The following is a 25,173-nucleotide window of genomic DNA, read 5'->3' on the forward strand; positions in this document are numbered from 1 at the left end:
GCCGAAATAGGCGATACGCACGCCGCCAGGCTACTCGAGCGATCCGTCCCCGCGACCGGTTCCGGCGTCGGCCCACTCGGGGACGCGGCGTGAGAGGTCGGCGATCACCTCGGCCGGACGGGGCACCTCGACACCGAGCAGCACCGATCGGGTGGCCTCCACGGCGTCGGGGTGCAGGCGCAGCAGGGCCGGAACGTCCGGGGCGGCCAGGGCGTCCCGCACGTCGTCGCCACGCAACGACGCCACGACGCCGGCGAGCGCCGCGACGACCTGATCGGCGGTCTCGGCGATCACGTAGACCCCGTGCGCGACGTGGGCGGCGAGGGAGAGGGCGTCGGCCGCGCGGTCCGCGGCACCGCCGGGTGCGGTGTCCGCCAGATCGACGACGTCGACGGCACCGTGGTGCCCGGCCGCGTCGACAGCCTGCGCGACCTCGACCACGTCACCGCCGGTGCATCGGACGATCAGTGGGGACGGCAGCGTCAGCGCGAGCGCGTCGTCGAGGTGCTCACGGGGAACGTCGACCCGGTACGCACGCGCGGCGGGCGCGGGGTCCGGCAGTTGGACGTCGAGACGGACGATCGTGTCGGCGGCCGGCGGCTCGGGATCGCGGATCACACTGCTCGCCGACACGGTCCTGCCGCCGATCCAGGGGTGGTCCGGGACGGGGTCCGCGTTCTCGGACACCCCGGCGATCAGCAGACCGGTGAGGAGGGCGCGCGGATCGCGTCGCGGACGCGGCCCGGACAGCACGAGGGGGACCGAGGGCACCGCCGAAGTCTAGTTCCGCCACCTGTTGCACAACCCTCGCCGTACTGGTTAGCTAACCCTTACCTAATTCGAACAGCTCCACCACACCGAGGGGGGACCGAGATGGCCGGCGCCACCACCACCGCCACCGCACCGTCGACCGCCGAGCGGGTGCGCAGCGTCTGCCTGCGCAGCGACACGTCGGTTCTGGCCGCATCGGGCAGCGCCCCCGTCGCCACCTCGATGCATTTCCTGCGCGAGCCCGGTGAGGTGGTCGTCGTGGTTCCCGCCGACAGCACCGTCGGTGCCCTTGCCTTCCAAGCCGGACGCGCCGGCATCCCGGCCGTCCTCGAACTCACCGACCACGCCCCGCTCGAGCTGGGCGAACGCGTTCGGTCGCTGGTGTGGCTGCGGGGCGAGCTGCGCCGCGTCCCCGAGACCGCAGAGCGGTCGGTGGCGGCCGCCGTCGCGTCACAATTCCCGCATCCCGGCCTGCTCGACGTCGGCCACGGGGGTGTGCTGCTGCGGCTGATCCTCGATTCCGTGGTCGCGGCGGACTCCACCGGCGCGGAACCGGTCCCGGTCCGAGACCTCCTGCGCGCGGACCCGGATCCGTTCTGGGAGATCGAGGGCGACTGGCTTCGTCACCTCGACACCGACCACGCCGAGATGATCGCCGCCATCGCGCGTCGTCTGCCGCCGTCGCTGCGGGTGGGACGTCCGCGTCCGCTGAGCCTCGACCGCTTCGGCATCGGTCTGCGCATCGAGAGCGAGACCGGTGACCAGGACGTGCGCGTGCCGTTCCCCCATCCCGTGGCCGACAGCACCGAGCTGAGCCGGGCCCTGCGGATCCTCGTCGGGTGCCCGTTCATGAACGGACTGCGCGCTCGCGACGGCAGCTGACTGCTGCACAATCGATCCGGTGACCACCCGCCCGCCGGATCCGAACTCTCCCCGCGCGATCCGGTGGGAGATCGCCGTCGTCCTGCTGGTCACGTTCGGGCTCAGTGGATTGTCGTCGATCCTCTCGCTGATCGAGAGCTCGCTCGAATCGGGCGCGCTGTCCGAGCAGAGCGTCGCGATCAACGTGCCGCAGTCCACGCTCGGACCCATCGACTTCCTGCGCCAACTGCTGTCGGTGCTGCGCCTTCTCGCGTGGAGCGGTCTCGGCCTGTACTTCCTCTGGCGCAGCGGACTCGGATCGCGCGCCATCGGATTCGCCCGTGCCCGGTGGCGACCCGACGTGCTGCACGGTGTCGGGCTCGCCGCCCTGATCGGCCTCCCCGGCCTGCTGTTCTACCTCGCCGCCGTAGCCCTGGACCTCAACGTCACCGTCCTGCCGAGCACCCTGAACGACGTCTGGTGGCGGCCGATCACCCTGATCCTCTCCGCGATCGCGAACTCGGCCGCGGAGGAAGTGCTGGTGGTGGCGTGGCTGCTCTCCCGGCTGCGCGCACTGGGGTGGAGCGACAACCGGTCCCTGGTGGCGTCGGCCCTGCTCCGCGGCAGTTACCACCTGTACCAGGGCTTCGGCGCCGGACTGGGCAACGTGGTCATGGGCCTGATCTTCGGCCGGTACTACCAGCGCACCACGCGGCTCTGGCCGCTGGTGATCGCCCACGCCCTCATCGACGTCGTCGCCTTCGTCGGGTACTCGACGCTGCGCGGCCATCTGTCCTGGCTTCCCGGCTAGAGTCGCGTCGTGAGTCAGCAGCCTCCGTTCGACCCCCGGCGGCGGCCGCCTCCCGATCCGCGCCGGTCGCGATCGGAGGAGCCGCCGGTGGTACGACGGCGGTCGGGAACGCCCCCGGACTGGACCCCGCGCCAACCTCCGCGCCGGCAACCCCCGCCACCCCCGCAGGGTGACCCGCGCGCCTGGTCGGCGGTTCCCGACACGCGCCGCGACGACCGGTACCGCACCACCGACCGTCCTCGCGACGACCGACGTCCCCCACCACCCCCGCGTCGTCCCGCGCCGCCGGCACCGGTCGGTCCCCCGCCCCGCCCCCGTCGTCGACCTCGGTGGGGACGACGGATCGCCCTGACGCTCGGACTCGTCGTGGTGCTGCTGCTCGGCGGACTGGTCTGGGCCGACACGTCCCTGAACCGCGTGCCCGCGCTGGCGAACTACGACGGCCGCCCGGCCGCGACGCCCGGCACCACCTGGCTGCTGGTGGGATCGGACAGCCGTACCGGCCTGACCCCCGAGCAGGAAGCGCAACTGGCCACCGGCGGCGACATCGGGACCGGCCGTACCGACACGATCCTCCTGATCCACGTGCCGTCGTCCGGCCCGACGACCGTGGTCTCGCTCCCCCGCGACTGGTACGTGCCTATCCCCGGCTACGGCAGCGACAAGCTCAACGCGTCCTTCTCCCTCGGCGGAGCGCCGCTGCTGACGCGCACGGTCGAGGAGGTCACGGGCGTACGCATCGATCACTACGCCGAGGTGGGCTTCGGCGGATTCGCGGACATGGTCGACGGGCTCGGCGGGGTCGACCTGTGCGTGCCGTACGACATCGACGATCCCCTCGCCGGTCTCACCGTCTCCGCGGGATGTCAGGAGCTGACCGGGGCGCAGGCCCTCGGCTTCGTGCGCACGCGCGCGACACCGCTCGGCGACCTCGACCGGATGAACAACCAGCGGCTGTTCCTGTCGTCGTTGTTGTCGAAGGCGACGAGCCCGACGACGTTCCTCAACCCGTTCCGCGTGGTGCCCCTGACCCGCGCGCTGGTCTCGTCGCTCCAGGTGGACGAGGGCGACCACATCTGGAATCTCGCGTCGCTCGGCTGGGCGCTGCGCGGCGAGACGGTGACCACGACGATTCCCATCGCCGGATTCGAGGACGTCGAGGGCTCGGGGAACGTGGTGCTCACCGACCGGGAGCGGGCGAGCCGGTTCTTCGACCTGATCGCGCAGGATCAGCCGCTGCCCCCGGATCTGCTCAGCGGAGGGTGACCTGCCGGCTGCGCAGTCCGTCGCGGGCGCGTCGCTGGTCGGGCGTGAGGTCGGAGGTGTCGGCGAGCGTCTCGTCGAGACGGCGACCGAGCTCGGCGGTGGCCTCGGCCCACTCGTCGGGATGACGCTCCGGATCGAGGTCGAACACGGGCACCAGCAGACCGTGGGTGCGGAACGATCCGGCGAACCGCGAGCCCTCCCCGACGTGCAGCTCTCCCCGCGCCGACAACCGCGCGAGGGCGATCATCAGGGCGTCCTCGTCCTCCGGGCGGACCCAGCGGATGTGGGCCTTGTCGCCCGCGTCGACCCACCACGCGGCGGACACACCGTCGGCCGACAGCCGCGCCGACGGCAGGATGGCGCCGTTCGCGCGCTCGATGGTGGCGGCCACCTCGGCGTCGGGTTCGACGCCCTCGGGAACCCACCAGGAGAAGTCCTTGTGGACGGTGATCTCGAGCGGCGTGTCGGCGACGACGACGTCGCGCAGCGCGGGGGTCTCGCCGGTCGGCGACGACGCCTGGAGAGATGTGCCCGGTTCGGCCGTCCGCGTCCACTCCACCGACGCGGCGAGGTCCGCCGACAGATCGGCGGAGAACGTCTGCACCTGCATCGCGACGAAGGCGTGGCGCGCCTCGTCGTCACGGACGAGCGCACCGACGGCGCCGGGCAGCACCGTGGCGATCGTGGTGGGACGGTCGCCGTCCGTCAGCGGTAGCGGCGCGGTCGCCGAGGCGACGAACTCGCGCATCGCCACCAGGTCGCACTCGAACGCCAGCCCCTCGAACGGCCGCGTCGGCGTCGCCGCCAGCGCCTCCCGCTCGGCCCGGCGCTGCGCCGTCAGCTCCGCGCGACGACTGTTCGGCTTCGGTCCACTGTTCCGCTTGCTCTTGCCCACGACCGCTGAACCTACCGTGCCCGGGCGTCAACCCCGCCGAGGCACCGGGCTCTCGTCGAGCCACGCCAGCACCTGACCGGGGTGGTCGGTCGCGATCCACCGCACCCCGAGGTCCTGGCACAGGTGCGCGTCCTCGGCCGTGTTGACCGTCCAGCAGTAGGTGGCCCGGCCGGCCGCCGCCGCGCGGTCGACCAACGCGGGTCGATCCCGCAGCGTGCGAATCGACGGGCCGATCGCCGTCGCCCCCACCGTCGTCGCCGCACCACCCCCGATGTAGCGAGATGCGTTGCCCAGCAACACCGTCGGCAGCATCGGCGCCGCTCGGCGAACCCGCCACACGGCCGTCGGCGCGAAGGACATGACCACCGCCCGCGACATCGACGCGGACGGCGGCCGGCCGATGCCGAAGCGATGCAGCTCGGCCAACACCGCGTTCTCGATGAGACCGCCGTAGCGCACCGGGTGCTTCGTCTCGACGAAGATCCGCGCGGGCTTGGCCTTCCACTGCAGCACCAGATCCAGCAGGTCGGAGAACAGCAGGACCTCCGCCGGATCGTCGACCGTGCCGTAGTCGTGTCCCGCCATCGCCTCGTAGGTCAGGGTGCTGACGATGCCGGACCCGCTCGAGGTGCGGTCGATGCGGCGGTCGTGCACGCACACCACACGCCCGTCGCGGGTCAGACGCACGTCGCATTCCACGCCGTCGGCGCCCTCCCGCAGGGCCTGCTCGTAGGCGACGAGGGTGTGTTCCGGCCGCATGCCCGACGCCCCGCGGTGCGCCACGACCAACGGTGCCAGGCTCATCGGACTGCCTCCGCCTTCTCGGTTCGCTCGGCATCTCCCGTCGCGAGAACCCACCGGGTCGGCACGCGCCGGTCGCCGCGCGTCGTGCGGTCCTCCGCGCGGCGCATGACGACGAGCGTGATCGCGGCGAGTCCGGCGGCGACGACGTCGGTCAGGGCCGCGGCGACGACGCCGTTGGCCTGCGCCTGGATGCCGTCGCCGAAGCGGAAGGCGGTGGCGATCGCCAGCATCGCCCAGTTGGCGATCCACACCGTCCACCACCACGGGACGACCGGCGTCACCCTCGGCCCGTGCCGCGACACGCGCGCGAGCTCGGTGAGGAAGATCCCCGGCATCACGAGGTTGACCAGCGGGATCAGTGATCCGGCGTACAGGGTTCGCAGTCGGCGTGGATCGGCGGCACCGACGGCGGCGTAGGCGTCGGACCGGGCCCGACGCAGCCAGGCGACCGAGGCGACGGCGGCGGCAATGCCGACGCCGGTCCCGATGACGGCGAGACACCAGACGGCGGCGTCGGACAGCGCGAGCACCGCGGGGGCGATCAGCCGCTCCCGATTGACGAGCAGTACGCCGTACCGGCCGAACTCGGCGAGCGCCGCAGCGGCGAAGAGGACGACGGCGGCCGCGAGCAGCCGCGGGGCACGGCCGGCCAGGCGGTCCGCCCTGTCCGGCACCTCCACGGGCGGCGGCACCTCGGTGGGCAGACCCCAGCGCGGGATCTCGGCGTACGACGGGGTGGGACCGGGCGGCGCGACGCGGAGGATCGGACGCCGACCGCCCGGCCGGGTGGCCACCCAGCGGAAGTTCCGACGGACCGCACCGGGCGGGGCTCCGACCGGAATCGGGGAGAGCAGGACCCCGCGGCACAGCGGGCACCACTGCAACGGTCGGGCTCCAACGTCGATGCGGTGGCGGCACCGCGCGCAGATCTGGAAGTAGATCATCGGGACCGTCTCGTCCGGGTCCTAGTAGACGGTGGCCGGTCGGCCGGCGTCGTCGACCACCGGCAGCCCGGCCTGCTGCCAGGCCACCATGCCGCCGTCGACGTTCACCGCGTCGATGCCCGCGTGCTGCAGGTACTCGACGACCCGCGCCGACCGCCCGCCCTGGCGGCACACGACGTACAACTCGCCGTCGACACTGATCTCGGCGAGCCGCGACGGGACGTCACCCATCGGAACGTGGACGGCGCCGGGGGCGTGGCCCTGCTGCCATTCGTCGTCCTCGCGGACGTCGAGCAGCGTGGCCTCGGCCCGGCCGGGCACGTCGGCGACCGACACGGACGGTATCCCCTGGCTCACGCCGTCGATCCTGTCACGCCGCGCAGGGCTGTGCCACGGTCCGTCGTTGGGCCGGCCGCCGAGCGGCGGGTGACGACCGACCCGGGCCCCGACCTACGCACCAAAGCCAAGCCCGAGCGCCAGTGGTCGAACAGCCGTCGAGTCACAACCGGACGTCGCAATGGCGTATTGGCCCGATCTCCCCCGGCTCACTTGCGCAGTGCGGACCTCAGGCGCGTTCGGCCAGAACCTCACGGGACGCGCGCAGCCACCGGCGCAGATAGGCCGAGGAAGATGCGAGGTCAGGGTGGTCCGCGAGGTAGTCGATGAACCAGCTCGACAGGCCATCCCAATGCTGGACATCACCGGCATCGTGCAAGCTCCATCCCAGTTCACTCAGTGTCCAGTGCGCCTTGGCGGAGTTGCGCAGCATCGAAGTGGTAACCCAGTTCGAGGCGTCGTCTGCGCCCCCGCGTGCGACCGGGTGGAGATGGTCGATCGTCGGGAACAGCTCCCACAGCGCGAAGTGGGTCTCCGTCAATTTCCCGTTGGGGTGTGCAGGGAACTCCCTTGGCATCACTATCGACAGGGTGCGGAGCGCGCCGGGATGGACCAGCCGAGTGCCGGAGTATCGGTCGAGGAAACCGTCGCGGTAGAACGTGCGCATCGCCTCGGTGAGGGTGTACTTGCGTTGCGCTTTCGTACCGATGGACAGGGGATAGTCGGTGTCGATGATCGCCTTGGCCGTGTCGGCGTCACCAGCGCTGAGTGCGGCGCACGCCCGCGCCAGGACGTCCGCTTTGTGCGGCGGCTCGGCAGGGCCGGTGGCCATCGTCATCTCCTCCGTCGCGGGGACAAGGCGCGGCCGGCCTGCCAGATTGCGTGATCGACTTCCCATGCGGTGGTGCGCAGTCGCCTGCCAGGGGCGTCGTTGATGCGGTCGAACAATTCGTGAACGATGGCGGTGGCGTCGGCCATGACTGCACGATCGTGGTCGATGGTGTCGATGCCCGCGCTTCGGAATATATCGATGTGCTCGAGTGTGGCATGAGCCTTGGTGGTGCCGCCGCGGGTGGAGGTCCGCTGGCGGTTGGTGCGGGCAGTGAGCGAATCCAGGTCGAGTCGCGCCCGGAAGCGGCCCAAGTGGCGACCCGGCGACTGCTACGCCGAGGATGCGCCGAACCTTCATGGCAGCGTCGTCGAGGTCGGAGCGCGGGTCACGCGTCCGGTCTGTGTTGCCGAAGACAGTGCACCTAGTGTCCTTTACCGCCCCTATGGGACCTCTGCCATAGAACTCCATAATTGCCTAAACTGGCCATATGGACCCCGCCCTGAATCCGTTCAAGCCCGGCTCCGGTCTTCGACCACCCGCTCTGGAGGGGCGCACACGGCAACGCGAGGAGTTCGATCTACTCGTCGCGCGCAGCAAGAACCGCATCTACGACCGAGGCATGGTGTTGTCCGGGCTACGCGGGGTCGGCAAGACCACCCTGCTCAACAGTCTGGCCGAGCACGCCGAGCGGCAGGGATGGCTCGCGATCGGCATCGAAGCGCGACCGAACGAAGCGGGTATCGCCGCCGTCCGGGCCAAGCTGGGTAACGAACTCGCATCCGGGTTGCGCCGATACAGCCGCAGACGGCGCATGCAGAAGGTCGCCGACGAGCTGATCGCACTCGCCCGGGGCTTCACCCTCGGAGTGGGTCTGGGACCGGCGAAGGTCGAGCTCGCCCTGGACCGCCCCGCCGCCAGCGGCGACATCGACATCGACCTCGAGGAACTCGTCGAGGCGATCAGCGACGCCATGAAGAAGGACGGCACTGCCTTCGGCCTGTTCATCGACGAGATGCAGGACCTCGACAGCGACCTGCTCGGTGCCCTGCTCGCCGTCCAACACCGCGCCAGTCAACGAGAGTGGCCGTTCTTCGTGATCGGCGCCGGCCTCCCCAGCCTCCCCGCAGTGCTCGCGGAGAACCGCTCGTACGCCGAGCGGCAATTCACCTACAGCACCATCGGCCCCCTCTCCCCCGCCGACGCCGCCGACGCCCTCGACGTCCCGGTCCGCAACCACGGAGGCTCGTTCACGCCGGAAGCGCTGGAGATCCTGGTCGACGCCAGCGGCGGCTACCCCTACTTCCTGCAGGAGTTCGGCAAAGCCGTCTGGAACGTTGCCCCGAGAGCACCGTTCGACGACGAAGACGCCCACATCGCCGTCGACGAAGGTCGGCGCGCCCTCGACGACGGCTTCTTCCCCTCTCGATGGAACCGCTCCAGCGAACGCGAACGCCGCTACCTACGCGCCATCGCCGACACCGGCGAGGACCAACCACGATCCGGACGCGTCGCCGCCGCCATGGGTTCGACCACCACCGCGGTCAGCGACGTGCGCGACTCCACCATCCGCAAAGGCCTCGTGTGGTCCCCCGAACACGGACGCGTGGCATTCACCGTCCCGGGCATGGCGGACTTCATCCGCCGGCAACCCACCGACTGACCGCGGACCTGCACCGCATACTGGGGCCGTGGCACCGAACTCGAAGCGATCAGTGGTCAGCAACGGTGAGGACTGGGTGTCCCTCTTTCACGACGGCCGCGTCAAAGTCGCCTCCCGCACGCACCTCTGGGACATCGTCGCCGTCGAACGGCACAACGCTCTCGGGCAGGCGGTGACACTCGCGCCCGGACGCACCATCGACGACGGCGGCAGAACAGCCAGCGCCGTGACTCCGGACCACTGCGTCGCCCTCACCCCCGCTCGAGGAGACGCCGTGGCAGGTGTCGTCGCCGCGACCAATGGCACTTTCGTCGACTTCCTGCACAACGGCACTGTCGTGGTCGGCAACGACGGACGAGACATTGCCGAGACGTTCAACACCGCACGCGAGGGCCTCGAAGGGGGCGCCTCGGGCCGAGGCGGCGCCGTCATGGTGACCTTCCAGGGAAGCTACCGACCCCGAATCCAGCGCCGCTGCGACTTTCTCGTCGAGATCCCCGAGCCCGAACGCCCGGCCCACAACCGCCTGTACCCCGGTGAATACGAGGTCATCGACGGGAAGATCGGCGGCTGAGCCACATCCCGCTCCATCCGGTCGACCCGGACGGGCGGTGGGTCTCGCATCTCCGTCCACACCCCGGTGGATGCGCGACCGCACGCGTGCCGGATCTGCCAGGAGGAATGCGGCGGGGCCACGTGCGATGTCGTCGACAGATGACCCTGCCGCCCACTGGGAAGGGCACAGCCCGTGGGTGCGCGGCCTGTTTCGTTGGCGCGCTCACGCGCTGCGCAGGGCTGTGCCACGGTCCGTCCCGGGGCCGACCGCACGACCAGCCCGCGCGCCGAGTTATCCACATTCTCCACAGAAACATCCACAGAAACCGACCCGAAACCCGTTCCGTCCTGGATTCCGGACGGAGGAACGCCCCGGCGCTTCGTGCGCCGTCCAACCCGACGTCTCCTACAGTCGAGGCATGGACCTCCGCATCTTCACCGAACCGCAGCAGGGCGCGACCTACGACGACCTTCTTCGAGTCGCCCGCGCGGCCGAGGACCTCGGATTCGATGCATTCTTCCGGTCGGATCACTACCTCCCGATGAACGTCGACGGTCGCCCCGGGCCCACCGACGCCTGGGTCACCCTGGCCGGGCTGGCCCGTGAGACGTCGACCATCCGCCTGGGGACGCTGGTCACCTCGGCGACCTTCCGCTATCCCGGCCCCCTCGCGGTGTCCGTCGCACAGGTCGACGCGATGAGCGGTGGCCGCGTCGAACTCGGACTCGGTGCCGGCTGGTACGCGGAGGAGCACGCGGCGGGGGCCATCCCGTTCCCGCCGGTCGGGGAACGTTTCGATCGCTTCGAGGACACCCTGGCCATCGTGACCGGCATGTGGGCCACGCCCGAGGGCGAGACCTTCGACCACCAGGGCCACCACTTCTCGGTCACCGGGTCGCCCGGTCTGCCGAAGCCCGCGCAGGACTCGGTGCCGATCGTCATCGGCGGCGGCGGCAAGAAGCGGACGCCGGCGTTGGCCGCGCGCTACGCCAGCGAGTTCAACCTGCCCTTCGCCGACGCCGAGACCACGGCCACGCAGTTCGACCGCGTCCGGGCGGCCTGCGCCGAGGCCGGGCGCGACCCGTCGTCGATGACCTTCTCCAACGCCCTCGTCCTGTGCTGCGGGTCGTCCGAGGCCGAGGTGGCCCGACGGGCCGGGGCGATCGGGCGCGAGGTCGACGAGGTGATCCGCAACGGTGCGGCCGGATCACCTGATCAGGTGGTGGACACCCTCGGACGGTTCGCCGAACTCGGCTCGACCCGCGTCTACCTGCAGGTGCTCGACCTGCACGACCTCGATCACCTGGCGCTGGTGGCCGAGCAGGTCATGCCGCAGGTGGCGTGACCTTCGGATCCGCGGCGGGCGTCCCGCTGCCGGCGAAGCGCTTGGCGATCCACGCCGAGGCCGGCGTTTCGACGTAGCGGTACACCACGTCGGACAGGATGCCGACGACGAGAGCGAAGACGGCGACCGCGGCGGTGGGGCCGAGGTGCGGCTCCACCCACTCGTAGATCCGATAGAGCACCAGCGTGTGCACCAGATAGATGGTGTAGCTGCGCGTCGCCAACCAGTGCACGACGCGGCTGCGGCCGAACGCGGTGTCGGTCGGCGCGACGAGCACGACCGCGACGATGAGGACCAGCACCGTCCACAGGTGGCCGCGTTGACCGACGTGGAACGCGTCGACGGTCATCGCGAACTGGATGACCGCGAACTGCGCCAGTGCCGCGCCGACCAGAACGCGCCACGACGCGATCCGTACGAACGCGAAGTAGGCGATCTGACCGAGGAAGACCGTCGGCAGCGTCGCGGCGACCTTGTCGAGCATCGGGATCGTCCAGTCGTACGGCACCAGGTCCGTGTAGAGCAGGACCAACCAGCACAGCGCGGCGCCGAGGGTCGGCACCAGAACCGGTCTGGTCATGAGAAGACGACGCAGCGCGACCGCGTAGCCGTAGAACACGAACTGCACGATCAGCGTCCAGGTGACGCCGAGGACCACCACTTCGGGACGCAGGAAGAACCCGCCGAGCACGAAACTCATCGCGGCTTCGGCGTTACTGATCCCGACGGTCTGGGAGAACATGCCGTTCACCCCGAGTCGAACCAGCACGACGGCCGCGAGGATCGACAACCAGAACACCGGGAGCAGGCGCGCCGCGCGACCCACCAGGAACGAGCGCGGCGAGTTCCGCGCCACCGACGCCGTCGACACCAGGCCGGTCAGCATCATGAAGAACGCCACCCCGACGAACGAGAGGTGGTGATTGAGCCCGCCGACGTCGATCAGGGTCGCGGTGACGGCGTCGATTACCCACCAGGTCCCGCCCACGTCGTCGACCAGGTAGTACGAGATGTGGGAGTACACGACGGCGAGGACCGCGACCGCGCGCAGCACGTTCAGGCCGGGGAACCGCACGCTCCGCAGACCGGCGGCGCGCGCGGGGGCGGCCACCTCGTCGGAGTCGCGGGCGGGAGACATGGCACCCGATCGTAAGGTCCGGTTCACCTGTGGGTCGAATTCAGCGGCCCGCTGGTCCGGGTCGAATTCGACGACGAGGCAGGTCGGCATCTGGTAACGGGCCGTCGGGTGCGCGGGCCGGTGCGAGGTGTACGAATGACGGGGTCAGGGTAGGCCAGACCCCGACGGGTCCGTCCGACCGACGGGCCGAAACCCATCGTCGGCTCCGACGTGCGAGTCGACGGACAGCATGAGAAGGGAACATTCGTGTCCGAGTACACATTGCCCGACCTCGACTACGACTACGCCGCTCTGGAGCCCCACATCTCGGGCGAGATCAACGAGCTGCATCACTCGAAGCACCACGCCACCTACGTCGCCGGCGTGAACACCGCCCTCGAGAAGCTGGCCGACGCCCGCGACAAGGAGGATCACGGCTCGATCTTCCTGCTCGAGAAGAACCTGGCCTTCCACCTCGGCGGCCACGTGAACCACTCCATCTGGTGGAAGAACCTCTCCCCCAACGGTGGCGACAAGCCCGAGGGCGAGCTCGCCGCGGCGATCGACGACCAGTTCGGCTCGTTCGACAAGTTCCGTGCGCAGTTCACCGCGGCCGCCAACGGCCTGCAGGGATCCGGCTGGGCCGTCCTCGGTTGGGACACTCTCGGCAAGAAGCTGCTCACGTTCCAGCTGTACGACCAGCAGGCCAACGTGCCGCTCGGCATCATCCCGCTGCTGCAGGTCGACATGTGGGAGCACGCCTTCTACCTGCAGTACAAGAACGTCAAGGCCGACTACGTGAAGGCGTTCTGGAACGTCGTCAACTGGGCCGACGTCCAGCAGCGCTTCGCCGCCGCCACCTCGCAGACCTCGGGCCTGATCTTCCCCTGATCGTGCCCCGGCCCCGTGAGGGGTCACTCGGAACGCCGTCCTCGCCTGCGCGGGGGCGGCGTTCTCGCGTGCGAGGGCCCAGCCCGCGCCTGGCACTCGATCCCTCTTGTGTGCCAGATGGGGCGCGTGGTGTTCTTCCCTCCCCGGACCGGAGGTGCAGTCATGGACGTACATCGCGGACCCATCGCCGTCGCGCCGTTCCAGGCAGGCGGGACGCTGCGCGGCTTCGTGGTCTCGGGCCGATGGCCCGACACCACCAAGGAGTGGGCGCAACTGCTCGCCTTCACCGTGCGGGTGGCGTCGACACCCGGCCTGCTCGGCACCACGACCGTGTTCGGCGTTCGCGAGGAACTACCCGACGATCCCGCCGAGGGCACCGTGGGCCTCGTCGTCGCCGAGGGACCGGTGGTCGGCGACGCCGCGGTCACCCCGGAACGCTTCGCCCACCACTCGCCCGCCGCGCTGATGATGCTGCATCCGCCGTCGGAAACCATGCCCACGCTGCCCGAATGCGCCGGCGCCGCCTCCGGGTGCGTGCTGCTGCCCGGCCTGCCGCACCTCGGGCTCGACCATCGCGCGGCCTGGGTGGAGGCCGAGGCCGACGGCACGGTGACCTCGCTCATCAGCCGCGTCGGGCTCGACCCCGGCAGCGATCCCGACACCGCCGTCCTGGCAATGCTGCTGGCCGCCTGACCCGGTCGGAGCCGGCGGATACAGTCGAGGTCACACGCTCCCGCCGGAAGGATCTCCGATGATCGACACCCGCGCCGCCCTCGATCTCGCCGGGATCGACGACCTGCTCTCCGCCGACGAGAAGGCGGTGCGCGACTCGGTGCGGTCCCTGTGCGAACGCCGCGTGGAGCCCTACGTCGGCGACTGGTTCGAACGCGGGGAGATCGACGACATCCGCGGGTTGGCGAAGGAGCTCGGCGCCCTCGGCGTGCTCGGCATGCACCTCACGGGGTACGGCTGCGCCGGCATGAGCGCGACGGAGTACGGACTGGCCTGCCTCGAACTGGAAGCGACGGACTCCGGGCTGCGGTCGCTGGTCTCGGTCCAGGGATCGCTCGCGATGTACTCGATCTGGAAGTACGGCTCCGAGGAGCAGAAGACCGAGTGGCTCCCGCGCCTGGCCGCCGGCGAGGCACTCGGCTGCTTCGGCCTCACCGAGCCCGACGCCGGATCGGACCCGTCGTCGATGCTGACGCGGGCCCGTCGGGACGGCGACGACTGGATTCTCGACGGACGCAAGATGTGGATCACCAACGGCAGCGTCGCCGACGTGGCCGTGGTGTGGGCGAAGACCGACGACGGCGTGAACGGCTTCGTCGTTCCGACGTCGACGCCGGGCTTCTCCGCCCCCCGCATCGAGCACAAGATGTCGCTGCGCGCGTCGGTGACCAGCGAACTGGTGCTCGAGGGAGTGCGGCTGCCGGCCTCGGCGGTGCTCCCCGAGGCGCGCGGGCTCAAGGCTCCGCTGGGGGCGCTCAACGAGGCGCGGTACGGCATCGTCTGGGGCTCGCTCGGTGCGGCGCGATCGTCCCTGCAGGCGGCGCTGAGCTACGCCTCCGAGCGCACCCAGTTCGGCCGGCCCCTCTCCGGGTTCCAGCTGACCCAGCAGAAGCTGGTGGACATGAACCTCGAGCTGACCAAGGGGCTGCTGCTCGCACTGCACCTCGGCCGCCGCAAGGACGCGGGCACCCTGCGCACCGAGGAGATCAGCCTGGGCAAGCTCAACAACGTCCGCGAGGCGCTCGACATCTGCCGCACGTCCCGCACGATTCTGGGCGCCAACGGAATCTCGCTCGAGTATCCGGTGATCCGCCACATGAACAACCTCGAGTCGGTGCTCACCTACGAGGGCACCGTCGAGATGCACACCCTCATCCTGGGACAGGCGATGACCGGGGAGAACGCGTTCCGCTGACGGGCCGCCGGAGAGCCACGCGGCGGGGTCCGACACGGTTTTCTTCGGCCCGCCGAACTGCGATTTAGGAAGTTGCACACACCTGACCAGCACTTTAGCGTGGTGGGCAGCGAAGGGGAGTAGCCCCCAATCGTCGAGTCGACATACTGGCGCGGCGCCCGTACGGGCCGCTCCCGGCTCGGCGAACCGGCCGTCCGGCGGGTGGGCGAGACCTTCGGTCCGATGACCGTACGGCGCCGCACCCCGGCGCCGAGCGCCGGCCGATCTCTCCCCTCGCGGAGGCCGACGCGCCTGCCCACGGAGGTATCAGTGCTCGCCGCCCTGCTGCTCAGTTTCGGCGTCATCTTCGTCGCCGAGCTCGGTGACAAGTCCCAGCTGATGGCGATGACGTTCGCCCTCAAGTACCGCTGGTGGGTCGTCATCGGCGGCATCACCCTCGCCACCACCGTCGTGCACCTGGTGTCCGTGGCCGTCGGTCACTCCCTCGGCGTCGCGCTGCCCACCCACCTCATCGGCATCGTCGGCGGCGTCGCGTTCCTCGTGTTCGGCCTGTGGACCCTGCGCGGGGACAGCCTCGACGAGGAGGAGAAGAGCAAGGCCGACCGCGTCACCAAGTCCGCGTTCATCGCCGTCGCGTCGGCGTTCTTCCTGGCCGAGCTCGGCGACAAGACCATGCTCGCCACCGTCACGCTCGCCTCCGACAACGACTGGGTGGGCGTCTGGATCGGCTCGACCCTCGGCATGGTCGCCGCCGACGCGCTGGCCATCGTCGTCGGCGCCACGCTGGGCAAGCGCCTCCCGGAGCGGCTCATCACGCTCGGTGCCGCCACCCTGTTCTTCGTCTTCGGTGTCTGGCTGATCCTCGAGGGCGTCTTCCCGACGTCGTCCATCGGCATCGTCGGCGCCGTGGTGGTGCTGGCCGTGGGCAGCGCGCTCACCACCTGGCGGATGCGCAAGCCCGCGCCGGCCGCGGAAGCGGCACAGCCCGGTTCCCGCTGACGCTGCGCGCGTTCACGGACGGTGCACCGTCAGCACACGGAGGAGCGATCAGCGGGAAGCGCCCCGGTGGTGCAGCTCCCGCATCACGGGGACCAACTCGTCGGCCGGACCGTCCACCTCCAGGCCCGGGGCGACCTGCTGGATCGACAGCGGCGTCACCGGCGCGGCGGGCACGCCCCACTCGCGCTGCCAGGCCCCGAGCTGCGCTCCCGACACCGCGTAGACGATGCGCCCCAGCCCCACCCAGGCGTGCGCGGCCGAGCACATCGCGCAGTGCTCCCCCGAGGTGTAGACGGTCGAGGCGGCGCGCTCGGCCGGCGTCAGGTGGTCCGTCGCCCACTGCGTGATGGTGAACTCGGGATGCAGGGTGCGGTTGCCGCCGCTCACCCGGTTCCGGTCCTCGAACAGCACCGTGCCGTCGGCACCGACCAGGACGGAGCCGAACGGCTCGTCGCCCGCGTCGAGCGCCTCCCGGGCCAGGGCGACACAGCGGCGCAGGAGGACCAGATCGTCGGCAGTCGGGGTCATGACCCGAGTGTGCCCCAACCGACTAGGGTGCATTTCGGTAAGTCGTCACTAACTCGGGTGGCGGCTGCACGACGAGAGGACCGACTCATGGAGATGGCAGGATCCGCAGCACTGGTCACCGGCGGCGCATCGGGACTGGGTGCCGCCACCGCGAAGCGCTTCGCCGAGAACGGGGTCACCGTCTTCGGTCTGGACCTGCAGTCCTCCATCGACAAGGCCGGCGACTCGGTGCCCGACGGCGTCACGCTGATCGCCGCGGACGTCACCAGCGACGAGGAGGTCCGCGCGGCCCTGAAGACCATCGGCGAGGCCGGAGTACCGCTGCGCATCGTCGTCAACTGCGCCGGTGTGGGCTGGGCGGGCCGCATCCTGTCGAAGAAGGGTGCGCACGATCTCGAGCTGTTCCGCACCGTCATCACCATCAACCTGCTCGGCACGTTCAACGTCATGCGTCTGGCCGCCGAGCACATGCAGTCCCTCCCCACCGTCGACGACGCCGGTCAGCGCGGCGTGGTCATCAACACCGCGTCGGTCGCGGCGTTCGAGGGCCAGATCGGCCAGATCGCCTACTCCGCGTCCAAGGGCGGCGTGCACGGCATGACCGTTCCGGCGGCACGTGACCTCGCGCAGGTCGGTATCCGCGTCAACACCATCGCCCCCGGCATCGTGGACACCCCGATGCTCGCCGGCGTCACCGAGGAGTACCGCCACGGCCTCGAGGCCGGTGTGCCCTTCCCGTCGCGCCTGGCCCAGCCGACCGAATACGCGCAGCTCGCGCAGATGATCGTCGAGCACGATTACCTCAACGGCGAGACCATCCGCATGGACGGCGCGCTGCGTATGGCCCCGCGCTGATCTTCTCGGAAAGTTTTCGCGCCGCCACCCATCCATGGGTGCCGTAGGCCCGAAGACACCCTGAGGCGTCCCCTCGCTGCCGACCCCCGACTCGCAGCGAGAGGGCGCCTCTCTCGTGTTCGGGGGTCCCACTCAGCGGTACGCGCGGGCCAGATCCGCCGCCGTCGGGAGCCGGAGCACGTCCTCGCCGGCCATCCACACCCGCAGCGCGTGGGTGGCGCGGACGTCGTCCTCGTTGTACTCGAGCAGGCGCTCGCGCTGGGAGAGGTCCGTCGTGATCAAGGCGCCGTCGGATTCGGGCGCATCGTCGTACCCGACGGCCGCGCGGTACCAGGCCATCGACGCCTCGCCGCCCGCCTCGTCGTCACGCCAGGTGAACCCGGCGACGGGCGCCACCTTCTTCAGACCCTTGCCGTCCGGACAGACGAAGTTCTGAGACACCGCGATGTACATGTCGACCCACTCCGGGCCGTCGATGAACTCCCGCACCTGCGCCTCGGTGGGCACGCCGTCCATCCCGGCGAATCGCCGCGCGGACCCGATCAGCCACTTGTCCTCCGCCGCACGGGAGTAGCAGTAGGCGGCGAAGGTCCGGCCCGACTCGTGCGCCTCCGCGCGGACGCCCATGAGCCACGTCCAGAACTCGCCGAACGAGCGGGCCTCGTCCATGGTCGGCACCGGCTCCCACGTGGTGAACGCCCGGTACCGCGGGGCGGATCCGTCCCGCCGGTCGAGCAGCGTCCCCCACATGTACGCGCCGTGCTCCTGGTAGCTCTCCATGTCGACGTCCACCTCGACATCGGCGCGCTGCACCGCGACGGTCTCCGTACGCCGCACCAACGGGGCCTGCGCCAACCACGCCTGCGCGACGACGACGGCTTCCGCGAAATCCCCGTGCGGCCACTCCTCGGGTGGGGCGTCGGAAGTCCACGCGGCGAGCTCGTCGATGGTACGAATCCCCGCGGCGTACAACGCGTCCGCTCGTGACCCCGCGGCGACGAGGCTGACGTCACGCGTCCGGCGCAGCGTCTCCCCGCACTCGGACCACCACGGACAGGACCGGCACTCGGACACCTTGACCGGCGCGGTGACCGCCTCCCCACGCGCGATCGCGAGACGGTCGGCGAACCGCGCGTCGTACGTGGGGCCGACGGCGAGCAGATCGTGCACCAGGATCACGTCCCCGCCGAAGCCGATCGCACCGCCGACGGCGGACCTCCCGTCCTGGCCGAGGGAGGCGAGCAGGCGGTGCACGTGGACCGCGCCGAGCTGGTCCCGAAGCTGCGGACGGACCTTCCGCGCCACGTCGGCATCGGGCTCCCACCGACCGAACGGGCTGGTCATGGCCCCGGAACCGGGGTCGGTGACCTTGTGGTTGACCACCAGCACCGGGATGTACCCCCCGGCGGGATCCGCGATCAGCAGATCGCAGCGGCCGCGCCGGCCTGCCTCGGCGTCGTCGGCGAACGTGGCGTTCCAGACGTACCGGGCCCCGTCCTCCAGCGCCCGCGTGGTCCGCCGTACCCGCTCGGCATGCGACAACTCCGACGGGACGACCACCCAGCCCACGGGATCGGCCGCCATCAGCGCGTCCTTGACCACCAGCCGGTGCACCGCGGCCGCTTCCCGCCGCATCTGCACCCCCGTGTCCTCCGGCACGTCGGCGATCAGGGACCGGTACGCGGTGTCGAGGTACACGCGGTGACGGCACCGCGTCAGCGTGGCGGCGTCGATCATGGCGGAAGGGGACACTCTCGCAGCGTAGATCCACCCGCCGACACGGCAGTCCGGACCGATAGGCTGGGCTGCACGAGGCGCCGTCGCGGCGCCGCAGGTGGGCGCCCGGCGCGCCGTCGGACACGAAGGGGCAGGATCGACCATGGGTCTGCTGACGAAGAAGTCACGACGCGCCACTCGGAAGGCCACCCGTAAAGCGGAGGCGAAGGCCCTCCGGCACAAGGCCGGACTGGAAGCGAAGTACTCCGCCCGCAACGAGCGCAAGCATCTGAAGAAGCTGGCCAAGAACGACGCCAAGGCGCTCGCGAGCCAGCAGAAGACCGACGAGGCATACCGCAAGGCCCTCGCCGCCCGTGAACAGCGCGCCCGCGAGGGCAAGGTCAACCCGGCCAAGGTGCGCAAGTGGGTCGGCATCGGCCGCGTGCTCGCGCCCGTCCTGGTCCCCATCGCCTACCGAGCGGCGACGGCCGTCCGTGGGCAGCTCGACCAGTCCCGCGCGGCGCGTCTGGGTGTCGACGTCAAGGAACTCGGCCAGTACACCGGGCACGGCGCGAAGCTGAGCGCGCGCATCGTCGGCGCCGAGAAGTCGCTGAAGGAACTCGAGACCACCCACCGCGACACCGAGACCGGCCGCTTCGTCGAGGCGTCCCGCGCCCGGCTGTCCGACCTCACCACCGCCGTGCACGCGGCCGAGCAGATGCCGCCCAAGCGGCGCAGCCTCGCCCACGGCGCCATCTCCGACGAGATCGACGGCATCGAAGCCGACATCCTCGCGCGCCTCGGCGTCCGCTAGGACCGCTGTGACCGAGCGACGACGCGCGTTCCGGGGGGCCGCCGTCGGCGCCCTCACCGGGGCCCTCGCCGTCGCCGCCCACGCCACCGCCGACGGCGGGACGCCCGACTCCACGTCCCTGACCCTCGTGGCCCTGGTGTCCGTCGCGCTCGGGCTGACGGCGTCGACCGTCGGGACCCGGCGCGACGGCCGGATCCCCATCGCCGGCTGGCTCGCCGCCGGCCAGGCGATCGCCCACCTCGTCCTGGTCCTGGCCACGGGGCACGCCCACCCGGTGGGTGCCCCCATGCTGGCGGCGCACGCGGCCGCGGTCGTGGTCGGTGCCGTCCTCGTCGCGTCGTCGGAACGCCTGGCCGCGGTGGTGGGTTCGGTGCTGCGGGCCGTCCGCTTCGTCCCCCTGGTTCCGGCCCCGGCCGCGGGACCGCCACTCCCCGGCCACCTCTCCGCCGTGGTGCCGGTGCCCCTGCTGCCCGCTCTCTCGAGGCGCGGACCGCCGAGCGCCTGACGCTCCCGGTCCTTTCCCTTCCTCACTCAGAGAGACAACCTCATGAACCGCACTGTCACGCGTGCCCTCGGCACGGGTGCCCTGTCCGCCGCCGCGATGATCGCCGCCGCGGGCGTCGCCTCCGCTCACGTCACCGTCGTCGCTCCCGGCGCGGCGCAGGGCGGGTACACCGTCCTCACCGTCCGGGTGCCCACGGAGTCCGACACCGCGTCGACGGCGTCGGTGACGGTCGACCTTCCGAACCTCACGTCCGCGCGCACCGAGCCCATGCCGGGCTGGACCGCCACCGTGGAGCGCTCCGCGGACGACAAGGCCACCGGCGTCACGTGGACGGCCGACCCCGGCAACCCCGGCGTCGGACCGGGCCAGTTCCAGCAGTTCGTCCTGTCCGCCGGCCCGCTGCCGGAGGAGGACACCGTGTCCTTCCCGGCACGGCAGACCTACAGCGACGGGCAGGTCGTCGCGTGGGATCAACCCGCCACCGACGGCGCCGAGCCCGAATACCCGGCGCCCACACTGGAACTCGCCGCCGCGAGCGCCGACGATCACGCCGGACACGGTGGGCATTCCGCCGCCGCGTCCGACACCGCGACGACCACGGCCGCCGCTGAATCGTCGTCGTCCGACGACACCGCGCTGTGGGTGGCGGGCGTCGCCCTGGTGCTCGGTGCGCTCGGCGCGGCGCTCGGACTCGGCAGCGTGCTGCGGGGTCGACGCTCGTGAGTCGGATCCGCACGGTGCTGCTTCTCCTCGCCGCGCTGCTGTTCGTCGGAATGCCCACGGCGGCTGCGCATTCCGTGGTGGTCGGGAGTTCGCCGGAGAACGAGAGCTCGGTCGACGCCGGTCCCGCGACCGCGTCGGTGACGTTCAACGAGGCGGTGCAGGAGCAGTTCGCCTCCCTCACCGTCGTCGGGCCGGACGGCAATCTGTGGTCCGAGGGCGACCCGCGGGTCGAGGGTCCGACGGTGACCGTCGACCTGCGCGAGCTCGGCCCGGCCGGGACGTACACCATCGCGTACCGCGTCACCTCGGCCGACGGCCATCCGGTGAGCGGCACGCGCACGTTCGAGTTGACGACGGCCGGAGCGGGCACCCCCGGTCCCGCCGCGAACGCGTCGGCGTCGTCCGAGTCGGGGGGCGGAATCCCGTTGTGGCCGTTCCTCGTCGCGGCGGGCGTGGTATTCGTCGGCGCGCTCGGATTCTCGCTCCGCTCGCGTCGGTGACGCGAGCATGACGGGAGCCGGGACGACGGAGGGCGCCCGCGAGCGGTGGTTGCCTCTCGCCGTCGTCCCGGCTGCCGCGCTCGGGGTCCTGGTGGCGGTGATCCTCGCGCGAGGGGACACCGATCCGCCGGACAGCGGCCTGCGCGCGGTGGCCGATCTCGCCGCCGCGACCACCCTCGGTCTGGGCGTGGTGCTGCTCGTCGGCGCCACCTCCCGGCACGTCGACGACCCCCGTGCATGGCGGGCCGTGGTGGTCACCGCCGCGACGTGGTGCGTCACCGAGGCGGCGTTGCTCCTGCTCGGCGCGGCGCGGTCCCAGGGCGTCGTCGCGTCGGACCTCACGACGGCCGGATTCGCGGACTATATCGGCGGCGTCGTCGGGGGTCGGCTCGGAGCGGCCGTCGTCCTGATCACCGCTCTGCTCGCGGCGGGGGCCGTCGCGGTGGTGCGGACCGGCGCCGACGTCTCGGGGGTGCTCGTGGTGGTGCCCGTGGGCGTCGCCGTGGTGATGCGCCCCATCACGGGCCATCTCGGGCAGCAGGCGTTCGGGGCACCGATGATCGCCCTGCACGTGCTGGCCGCCTCCGTCTGGCTGGGCGTGCTGCTGGCCCTCGCCCTCACCCTGCAGAGTCGGGGCGGATGGGCGGAGATGCTGCCGCGCTACTCGCGGTCCGCCGGATGGTGCGTGGGCGTCGTCGTGATCACCGGGGTGGTCGCCGCCGCCGGTCGACTCGGCTCGGTGTCCGCGCTGGTGGCCGACGGCTACGGGCGGCTGGTCCTGGCCAAGGCCGCACTGGCGGTCCTGCTGGTCGCGGGCGGGTGGTGGCGTCGTCGCAACTGGGTGGCCACGATCGGCGATCACCGAACGCCGGCCCCGGTGTCGGTGCGCCGCGCGGTGGCCGAGTGCGCGCTCATGGCCGTGGCCTTCGGAGTCGCCTCGACCCTGGCGACCACGGGCTGACCCCGGCCGAGACGAACGCGAATGGCTCCCGCGTTCCGGTCCGGCACCCCCGATCGGAGGCGCCGGACCGAATCCGGGGTGCAGGTCGCGTCAGGCGCGCGCGGGTTCCGGCGACGGCTCCGCGCTGGGCAGCAGCCGCACGAGCACGTCGGACAGGGTGATCACACCGAGCACCGCCCCGCCGCCGTCCCGCACCACCGCGAGGTGGTTGCGCGTCGAGCGCATCTCGGCCAACGCCGTGTACACGGTGCGGTCGGCGGCGAGCTCGAACGCCGGACGCACGAACTCCTCGATCGGCCGAGTGTCCTCCGCCTGCAACGTGTCTCGCACGTGCACCACGCCCACGACGTCGTCCTGCGAGCGCACCAGGATCCGTAGGTGACCCGTTCGGAGCGACGCGGCACGGACGTCCGCGACCGTGGCACCGACGGACACAGCGGTAGGGTCACCGCCGCGCAGCAGGTCCGCGACCGTGAGGCTTTCGAGCTCGAGCGCCCGGGTGATCTGGTCCGAATACTCTCGGTTCAGCGACCCCACGCTCACGGAATGAGCGACCAATTGCGCCAGATCGTCGGGGTTCTGACCCGACACCACCTGATTGGCCGGCTCCACGCCCGCCTTGACCAGCAGCCAGTTCGCCATGTTGTTCAGCGACACCAGGATCGGGCGGGTGAACCACATGAAGACGCGCATCGGCACCGCCAACAGCGTGGCCGAGCGCTCGGGGTGCGCGATGGCCCAGGACTTCGGGGCCATCTCACCCACCACCAGGTGCAGGAACGTGATGATCACCAGCGCGAACACGAACCCCAGCACGTCCGCCGCCCAGTAGGGCAGGCCGGTCGAGGTGAACAGCGGCCGCAGCCAGTAGTGCACCGTCGGCTTGGAGAACGCACCGAGAGCCAACGCGCACAGCGTGATGCCGAGCTGCGAACCGGCCAGCAGCACCGTCAGTTCCGCCGAGCTGCGCAGCGCGGCGCGGGCCGAGCGGCTGGTGGCGGCCGCGTCCTCGAGCCGGTGACGCTTGGCCGCCAGCAGCGCGAACTCGACGGCCACGAAGAACGCGCTGAGCGCGACGAGCGCCGTGGTGACCACGAGGAAGACCAAGGGATTGCTCATCGGTTGTGCTCCGTTCCGGTCGCCGGGGCCGCGACCTCGTCGGCGTCGCGCTCCCCGAGCTCGAGCGTCACCTGCGACGGCACGTGGTTGTCGATGTCGCGCACCGTGGCCACGAGGTACCGGCTCACCGGCTCGTCGTCACCGGCCAGCTCACCGTGATCCATGGGCAGGTCGATCTCGACGGTGTCGCCCACCTCCGGCAGGGACCCGTACTCGGCGATCACCAGACCGGCGACCGTCTCGTAGTCGCCGGACGGCAGATCGCGGCCCAGTGACCGCTCCACCTCGTCGAGGTGGACGTCGCCGGCCACGGTCCACACGCCGTCGGCGTCCTGAACGGGGTCGACGGACAACTCGTCGTCGTGCTCGTCGGTGATCTCGCCGACCAGTTCCTCGGCCAGATCCTCGATGGTGACGACGCCGGTGAAGGAACCGTATTCGTCCACCACGCACGCCATCTGGTTCTTCGACGTCCGCAGCTCACCCATCGCATCGGGCAGCAGCTGCGATTCCGGCAGCACCAGCGCGGGCCTGACCAGCTCGGTCACCGGCGTGTGTGCCGGCAGGTCGGTCTGCATCACGTCACGCAGGTGTACGACGCCGAGGATGGAGTCGTCCGCAGCCATCACCGGGTACCGCGAGTGCTCGACACTCATCAGCGCCCGGACCTCGGCGATCGTCGCGTCGTCCCGCACGGTGGCGACGCGGGACCGCGGGATCATCGCGTGGCCCGCGGTGCGCGTCGGGAAGTCGAGGATCCGGTCGAGCAGCGTGGAGAGCTCCTCCGGGAGATCGCCGGTGTCGCGGCTCTCGGCCACGATGTGCTCGAGGTCGCGGGCCGTCGCGGAGTGTTCCACGTCGTGCACCGGCTCGATCTTCAGCGCGCGCAACAGGGCGTTGGACGACGCGTCGAAGATGCGGATGAGCCACCCGAAGAGCTTGAGGTAGATCGTCGTCGACAGCGAGAGCCAGCGCGCGACCGGTTCCGGACGGGCGATCGAGTAGTTCTTCGGGAACAGCTCGCCGAAGAGCATCTGGACGAACGTCGAGACCACCAGGGCCGTGACCGCGCCGACGGCGATGCCGATTCCGGCCGGCACCCCGACGCCGCCGAGCAGCGTGCCCAGCGACTGTCCGATCAGGGGCTCGGCGAAGTTGCCGACCAGCAGGGCCGTGACGGTGATGCCGAGTTGGGCGCCCGAGAGCATGAACGACGTCCGCCGGGTCACACCCAGCGTGCGGGCGGCCGTGGCGTCACCGGCCTTGGCGCGGGCCTCGAGCCGGGACCGGTCCACGGTCATGTACGAGAATTCCTGCGCCACGAAGTAGCCCGTGGCGACAGTGATGCCGACGACCACGACGATGCCCAGCAGCAGGGTCAGGAAAGCTTCGATCATGTGCCGGTCACCTCCCTGGTCGTATCCGTCGATACGCGGG

At 70.9% G+C, this 25,173-nt stretch carries 28 protein-coding genes; 16 read left to right on the forward strand and 12 right to left on the reverse strand.

Features of this window, described 5'->3' with window-relative positions; translation table 11 throughout:
• Positions 1-30: 30 nt before the first annotated feature.
• On the reverse strand, positions 31-771 hold the full coding sequence (locus tag A3Q40_RS17990) for a hypothetical protein (RefSeq protein ID WP_068104279.1): 741 nt from the start codon (positions 769-771) through the stop codon (positions 31-33).
• Positions 772-873: 102 nt separating this feature from the next.
• Between A3Q40_RS17990 and A3Q40_RS17995 the strand changes: the two genes are divergently transcribed.
• The 3 genes from A3Q40_RS17995 to A3Q40_RS18005 all read left to right on the forward strand — a co-directional run bounded on the left by A3Q40_RS17995 (position 874) and on the right by A3Q40_RS18005 (position 3,709).
• On the forward strand, positions 874-1,653 hold the full coding sequence (locus tag A3Q40_RS17995; protein WP_068104281.1) for a DUF2470 domain-containing protein: 780 nt from the start codon (positions 874-876) through the stop codon (positions 1,651-1,653).
• Between the two features lie 10 nt (positions 1,654-1,663).
• Positions 1,664-2,443 carry a CPBP family intramembrane glutamic endopeptidase gene (locus A3Q40_RS18000; protein ID WP_068104283.1) on the forward strand — a complete coding sequence of 260 codons (780 nt, stop codon included), beginning with the start codon at positions 1,664-1,666 and terminating at the stop codon, positions 2,441-2,443.
• Positions 2,444-2,809: 366 nt separating this feature from the next.
• Positions 2,810-3,709 (forward strand): LCP family protein, encoded by a 900-nt coding sequence (locus A3Q40_RS18005; protein ID WP_335340805.1) that lies wholly within the window; start codon positions 2,810-2,812, stop codon positions 3,707-3,709.
• Here A3Q40_RS18005 and A3Q40_RS18010 read toward each other — a convergent pair.
• The 6 genes from A3Q40_RS18010 to A3Q40_RS18035 all read right to left on the reverse strand — a co-directional run bounded on the left by A3Q40_RS18010 (position 3,696) and on the right by A3Q40_RS18035 (position 7,831).
• Entirely contained in the window at positions 3,696-4,604 is a 909-nt protein-coding gene (locus A3Q40_RS18010; RefSeq protein WP_068104285.1) for a DUF5926 family protein, read from the reverse strand. The two genes, A3Q40_RS18005 and A3Q40_RS18010, sit on opposite strands and share 14 nt — an antisense overlap.
• Positions 4,605-4,631: 27 nt before the next feature.
• Entirely contained in the window at positions 4,632-5,408 is a 777-nt protein-coding gene (locus tag A3Q40_RS18015) for a glycerophosphodiester phosphodiesterase family protein (RefSeq protein ID WP_068104288.1), read from the reverse strand.
• Positions 5,405-6,352 (reverse strand): DUF4328 domain-containing protein, encoded by a 948-nt coding sequence (locus A3Q40_RS18020; protein ID WP_068104290.1) that lies wholly within the window; start codon positions 6,350-6,352, stop codon positions 5,405-5,407. Before A3Q40_RS18020 ends, A3Q40_RS18015 begins: the two co-directional genes overlap by 4 nt.
• Before the next feature lie 21 nt (positions 6,353-6,373).
• Positions 6,374-6,709, reverse strand: a complete 336-nt coding sequence (locus A3Q40_RS18025; RefSeq protein ID WP_235606355.1) for a rhodanese-like domain-containing protein — start codon at positions 6,707-6,709, stop codon at positions 6,374-6,376.
• Between the two features lie 208 nt (positions 6,710-6,917).
• The gene (locus A3Q40_RS18030; protein ID WP_068104294.1) at positions 6,918-7,520 is read right to left on the reverse strand and encodes an HNH endonuclease; all 603 of its coding nucleotides are present in this window, start codon (positions 7,518-7,520) and stop codon (positions 6,918-6,920) included.
• A gap of 2 nt (positions 7,521-7,522) precedes the next feature.
• Positions 7,523-7,831 (reverse strand): hypothetical protein, encoded by a 309-nt coding sequence (locus tag A3Q40_RS18035; RefSeq protein WP_068104295.1) that lies wholly within the window; start codon positions 7,829-7,831, stop codon positions 7,523-7,525.
• Positions 7,832-8,007: 176 nt separating this feature from the next.
• On the opposite strand from A3Q40_RS18035, the gene A3Q40_RS18040 reads away from it, so the two are divergent.
• The 3 genes from A3Q40_RS18040 (at position 8,008) to A3Q40_RS18050 (ending at position 11,081) form a co-directional block, all read left to right on the forward strand.
• Positions 8,008-9,180, forward strand: coding sequence for an ATP-binding protein (locus A3Q40_RS18040; protein WP_068104298.1), 1,173 nt, complete (start codon positions 8,008-8,010; stop codon positions 9,178-9,180).
• A 28-nt stretch (positions 9,181-9,208) separates the two neighbouring features.
• Positions 9,209-9,754, forward strand: coding sequence for a hypothetical protein (locus A3Q40_RS18045; protein ID WP_068104300.1), 546 nt, complete (start codon positions 9,209-9,211; stop codon positions 9,752-9,754).
• A gap of 400 nt (positions 9,755-10,154) precedes the next feature.
• Positions 10,155-11,081: an LLM class F420-dependent oxidoreductase gene (locus A3Q40_RS18050; protein WP_068104302.1), complete on the forward strand. Its 927-nt coding sequence runs from the start codon at positions 10,155-10,157 to the stop codon at positions 11,079-11,081.
• Here the strand turns inward: A3Q40_RS18050 and A3Q40_RS18055 are convergent.
• Positions 11,062-12,219, reverse strand: a complete 1,158-nt coding sequence (locus tag A3Q40_RS18055) for an acyltransferase family protein (protein ID WP_082834200.1) — start codon at positions 12,217-12,219, stop codon at positions 11,062-11,064. The two genes, A3Q40_RS18050 and A3Q40_RS18055, sit on opposite strands and share 20 nt — an antisense overlap.
• Before the next feature lie 246 nt (positions 12,220-12,465).
• On the opposite strand from A3Q40_RS18055, the gene A3Q40_RS18060 reads away from it, so the two are divergent.
• The 4 genes from A3Q40_RS18060 (at position 12,466) to A3Q40_RS18075 (ending at position 16,015) form a co-directional block, all read left to right on the forward strand.
• Positions 12,466-13,089 (forward strand): superoxide dismutase, encoded by a 624-nt coding sequence (locus A3Q40_RS18060; protein WP_068106616.1) that lies wholly within the window; start codon positions 12,466-12,468, stop codon positions 13,087-13,089.
• A gap of 162 nt (positions 13,090-13,251) precedes the next feature.
• Entirely contained in the window at positions 13,252-13,782 is a 531-nt protein-coding gene (locus A3Q40_RS18065; protein WP_068106619.1) for a peptidase, read from the forward strand.
• A gap of 58 nt (positions 13,783-13,840) precedes the next feature.
• On the forward strand, positions 13,841-15,016 hold the full coding sequence (locus A3Q40_RS18070; RefSeq protein ID WP_068104304.1) for an acyl-CoA dehydrogenase family protein: 1,176 nt from the start codon (positions 13,841-13,843) through the stop codon (positions 15,014-15,016).
• A gap of 309 nt (positions 15,017-15,325) precedes the next feature.
• Complete coding sequence (locus tag A3Q40_RS18075; protein WP_068104306.1) at positions 15,326-16,015, forward strand: TMEM165/GDT1 family protein; 690 nt, start codon at positions 15,326-15,328, stop codon at positions 16,013-16,015.
• A gap of 48 nt (positions 16,016-16,063) precedes the next feature.
• Here the strand turns inward: A3Q40_RS18075 and A3Q40_RS18080 are convergent, their stop codons facing one another.
• Positions 16,064-16,543 carry a nucleoside deaminase gene (locus A3Q40_RS18080; protein ID WP_068104308.1) on the reverse strand — a complete coding sequence of 160 codons (480 nt, stop codon included), beginning with the start codon at positions 16,541-16,543 and terminating at the stop codon, positions 16,064-16,066.
• An 87-nt stretch (positions 16,544-16,630) separates the two neighbouring features.
• Here A3Q40_RS18080 and A3Q40_RS18085 point away from each other — a divergent pair, with 87 nt between their 5' ends.
• Positions 16,631-17,398 carry an SDR family NAD(P)-dependent oxidoreductase gene (locus A3Q40_RS18085; protein ID WP_068104310.1) on the forward strand — a complete coding sequence of 256 codons (768 nt, stop codon included), beginning with the start codon at positions 16,631-16,633 and terminating at the stop codon, positions 17,396-17,398.
• 132 nt (positions 17,399-17,530) lie between these two features.
• Here the strand turns inward: A3Q40_RS18085 and A3Q40_RS18090 are convergent, their stop codons facing one another.
• A complete protein-coding gene (locus tag A3Q40_RS18090) occupies positions 17,531-19,135 on the reverse strand; it encodes a TM0106 family RecB-like putative nuclease (protein ID WP_068106622.1) in 1,605 nt (534 codons plus the stop codon).
• Positions 19,136-19,277: 142 nt separating this feature from the next.
• Here A3Q40_RS18090 and A3Q40_RS18095 point away from each other — a divergent pair, with 142 nt between their 5' ends.
• Genes A3Q40_RS18095 through A3Q40_RS18115 form a run of 5 tightly spaced genes read left to right on the forward strand, consistent with a single transcriptional unit; the run spans position 19,278 to position 22,617 of the window.
• A complete protein-coding gene (locus tag A3Q40_RS18095) occupies positions 19,278-19,928 on the forward strand; it encodes a DUF6474 family protein (protein WP_068104312.1) in 651 nt (216 codons plus the stop codon).
• 7 nt (positions 19,929-19,935) lie between these two features.
• Positions 19,936-20,433, forward strand: coding sequence for a hypothetical protein (locus tag A3Q40_RS18100; protein ID WP_068104315.1), 498 nt, complete (start codon positions 19,936-19,938; stop codon positions 20,431-20,433).
• A 42-nt stretch (positions 20,434-20,475) separates the two neighbouring features.
• Positions 20,476-21,156 (forward strand): YcnI family copper-binding membrane protein, encoded by a 681-nt coding sequence (locus tag A3Q40_RS18105; RefSeq protein WP_068104317.1) that lies wholly within the window; start codon positions 20,476-20,478, stop codon positions 21,154-21,156.
• A 50-nt stretch (positions 21,157-21,206) separates the two neighbouring features.
• Positions 21,207-21,656: a copper resistance CopC family protein gene (locus A3Q40_RS18110; protein WP_068106625.1), complete on the forward strand. Its 450-nt coding sequence runs from the start codon at positions 21,207-21,209 to the stop codon at positions 21,654-21,656.
• A gap of 7 nt (positions 21,657-21,663) precedes the next feature.
• Positions 21,664-22,617 carry a CopD family protein gene (locus tag A3Q40_RS18115; protein ID WP_068104319.1) on the forward strand — a complete coding sequence of 318 codons (954 nt, stop codon included), beginning with the start codon at positions 21,664-21,666 and terminating at the stop codon, positions 22,615-22,617.
• A 90-nt stretch (positions 22,618-22,707) separates the two neighbouring features.
• Here the strand turns inward: A3Q40_RS18115 and A3Q40_RS18120 are convergent, their stop codons facing one another.
• A complete protein-coding gene (locus A3Q40_RS18120) occupies positions 22,708-23,736 on the reverse strand; it encodes a hemolysin family protein (RefSeq protein WP_170851475.1) in 1,029 nt (342 codons plus the stop codon).
• A complete protein-coding gene (locus A3Q40_RS18125) occupies positions 23,733-25,133 on the reverse strand; it encodes a hemolysin family protein (RefSeq protein ID WP_068104321.1) in 1,401 nt (466 codons plus the stop codon). Before A3Q40_RS18125 ends, A3Q40_RS18120 begins: the two co-directional genes overlap by 4 nt.
• Positions 25,134-25,173 lie beyond the last annotated feature (40 nt).

It is taken from the genome of Rhodococcus sp. PBTS 1 (assembly GCF_001620025.1).
Lineage (GTDB): Bacteria > Actinomycetota > Actinomycetes > Mycobacteriales > Mycobacteriaceae > Rhodococcoides > Rhodococcoides kroppenstedtii.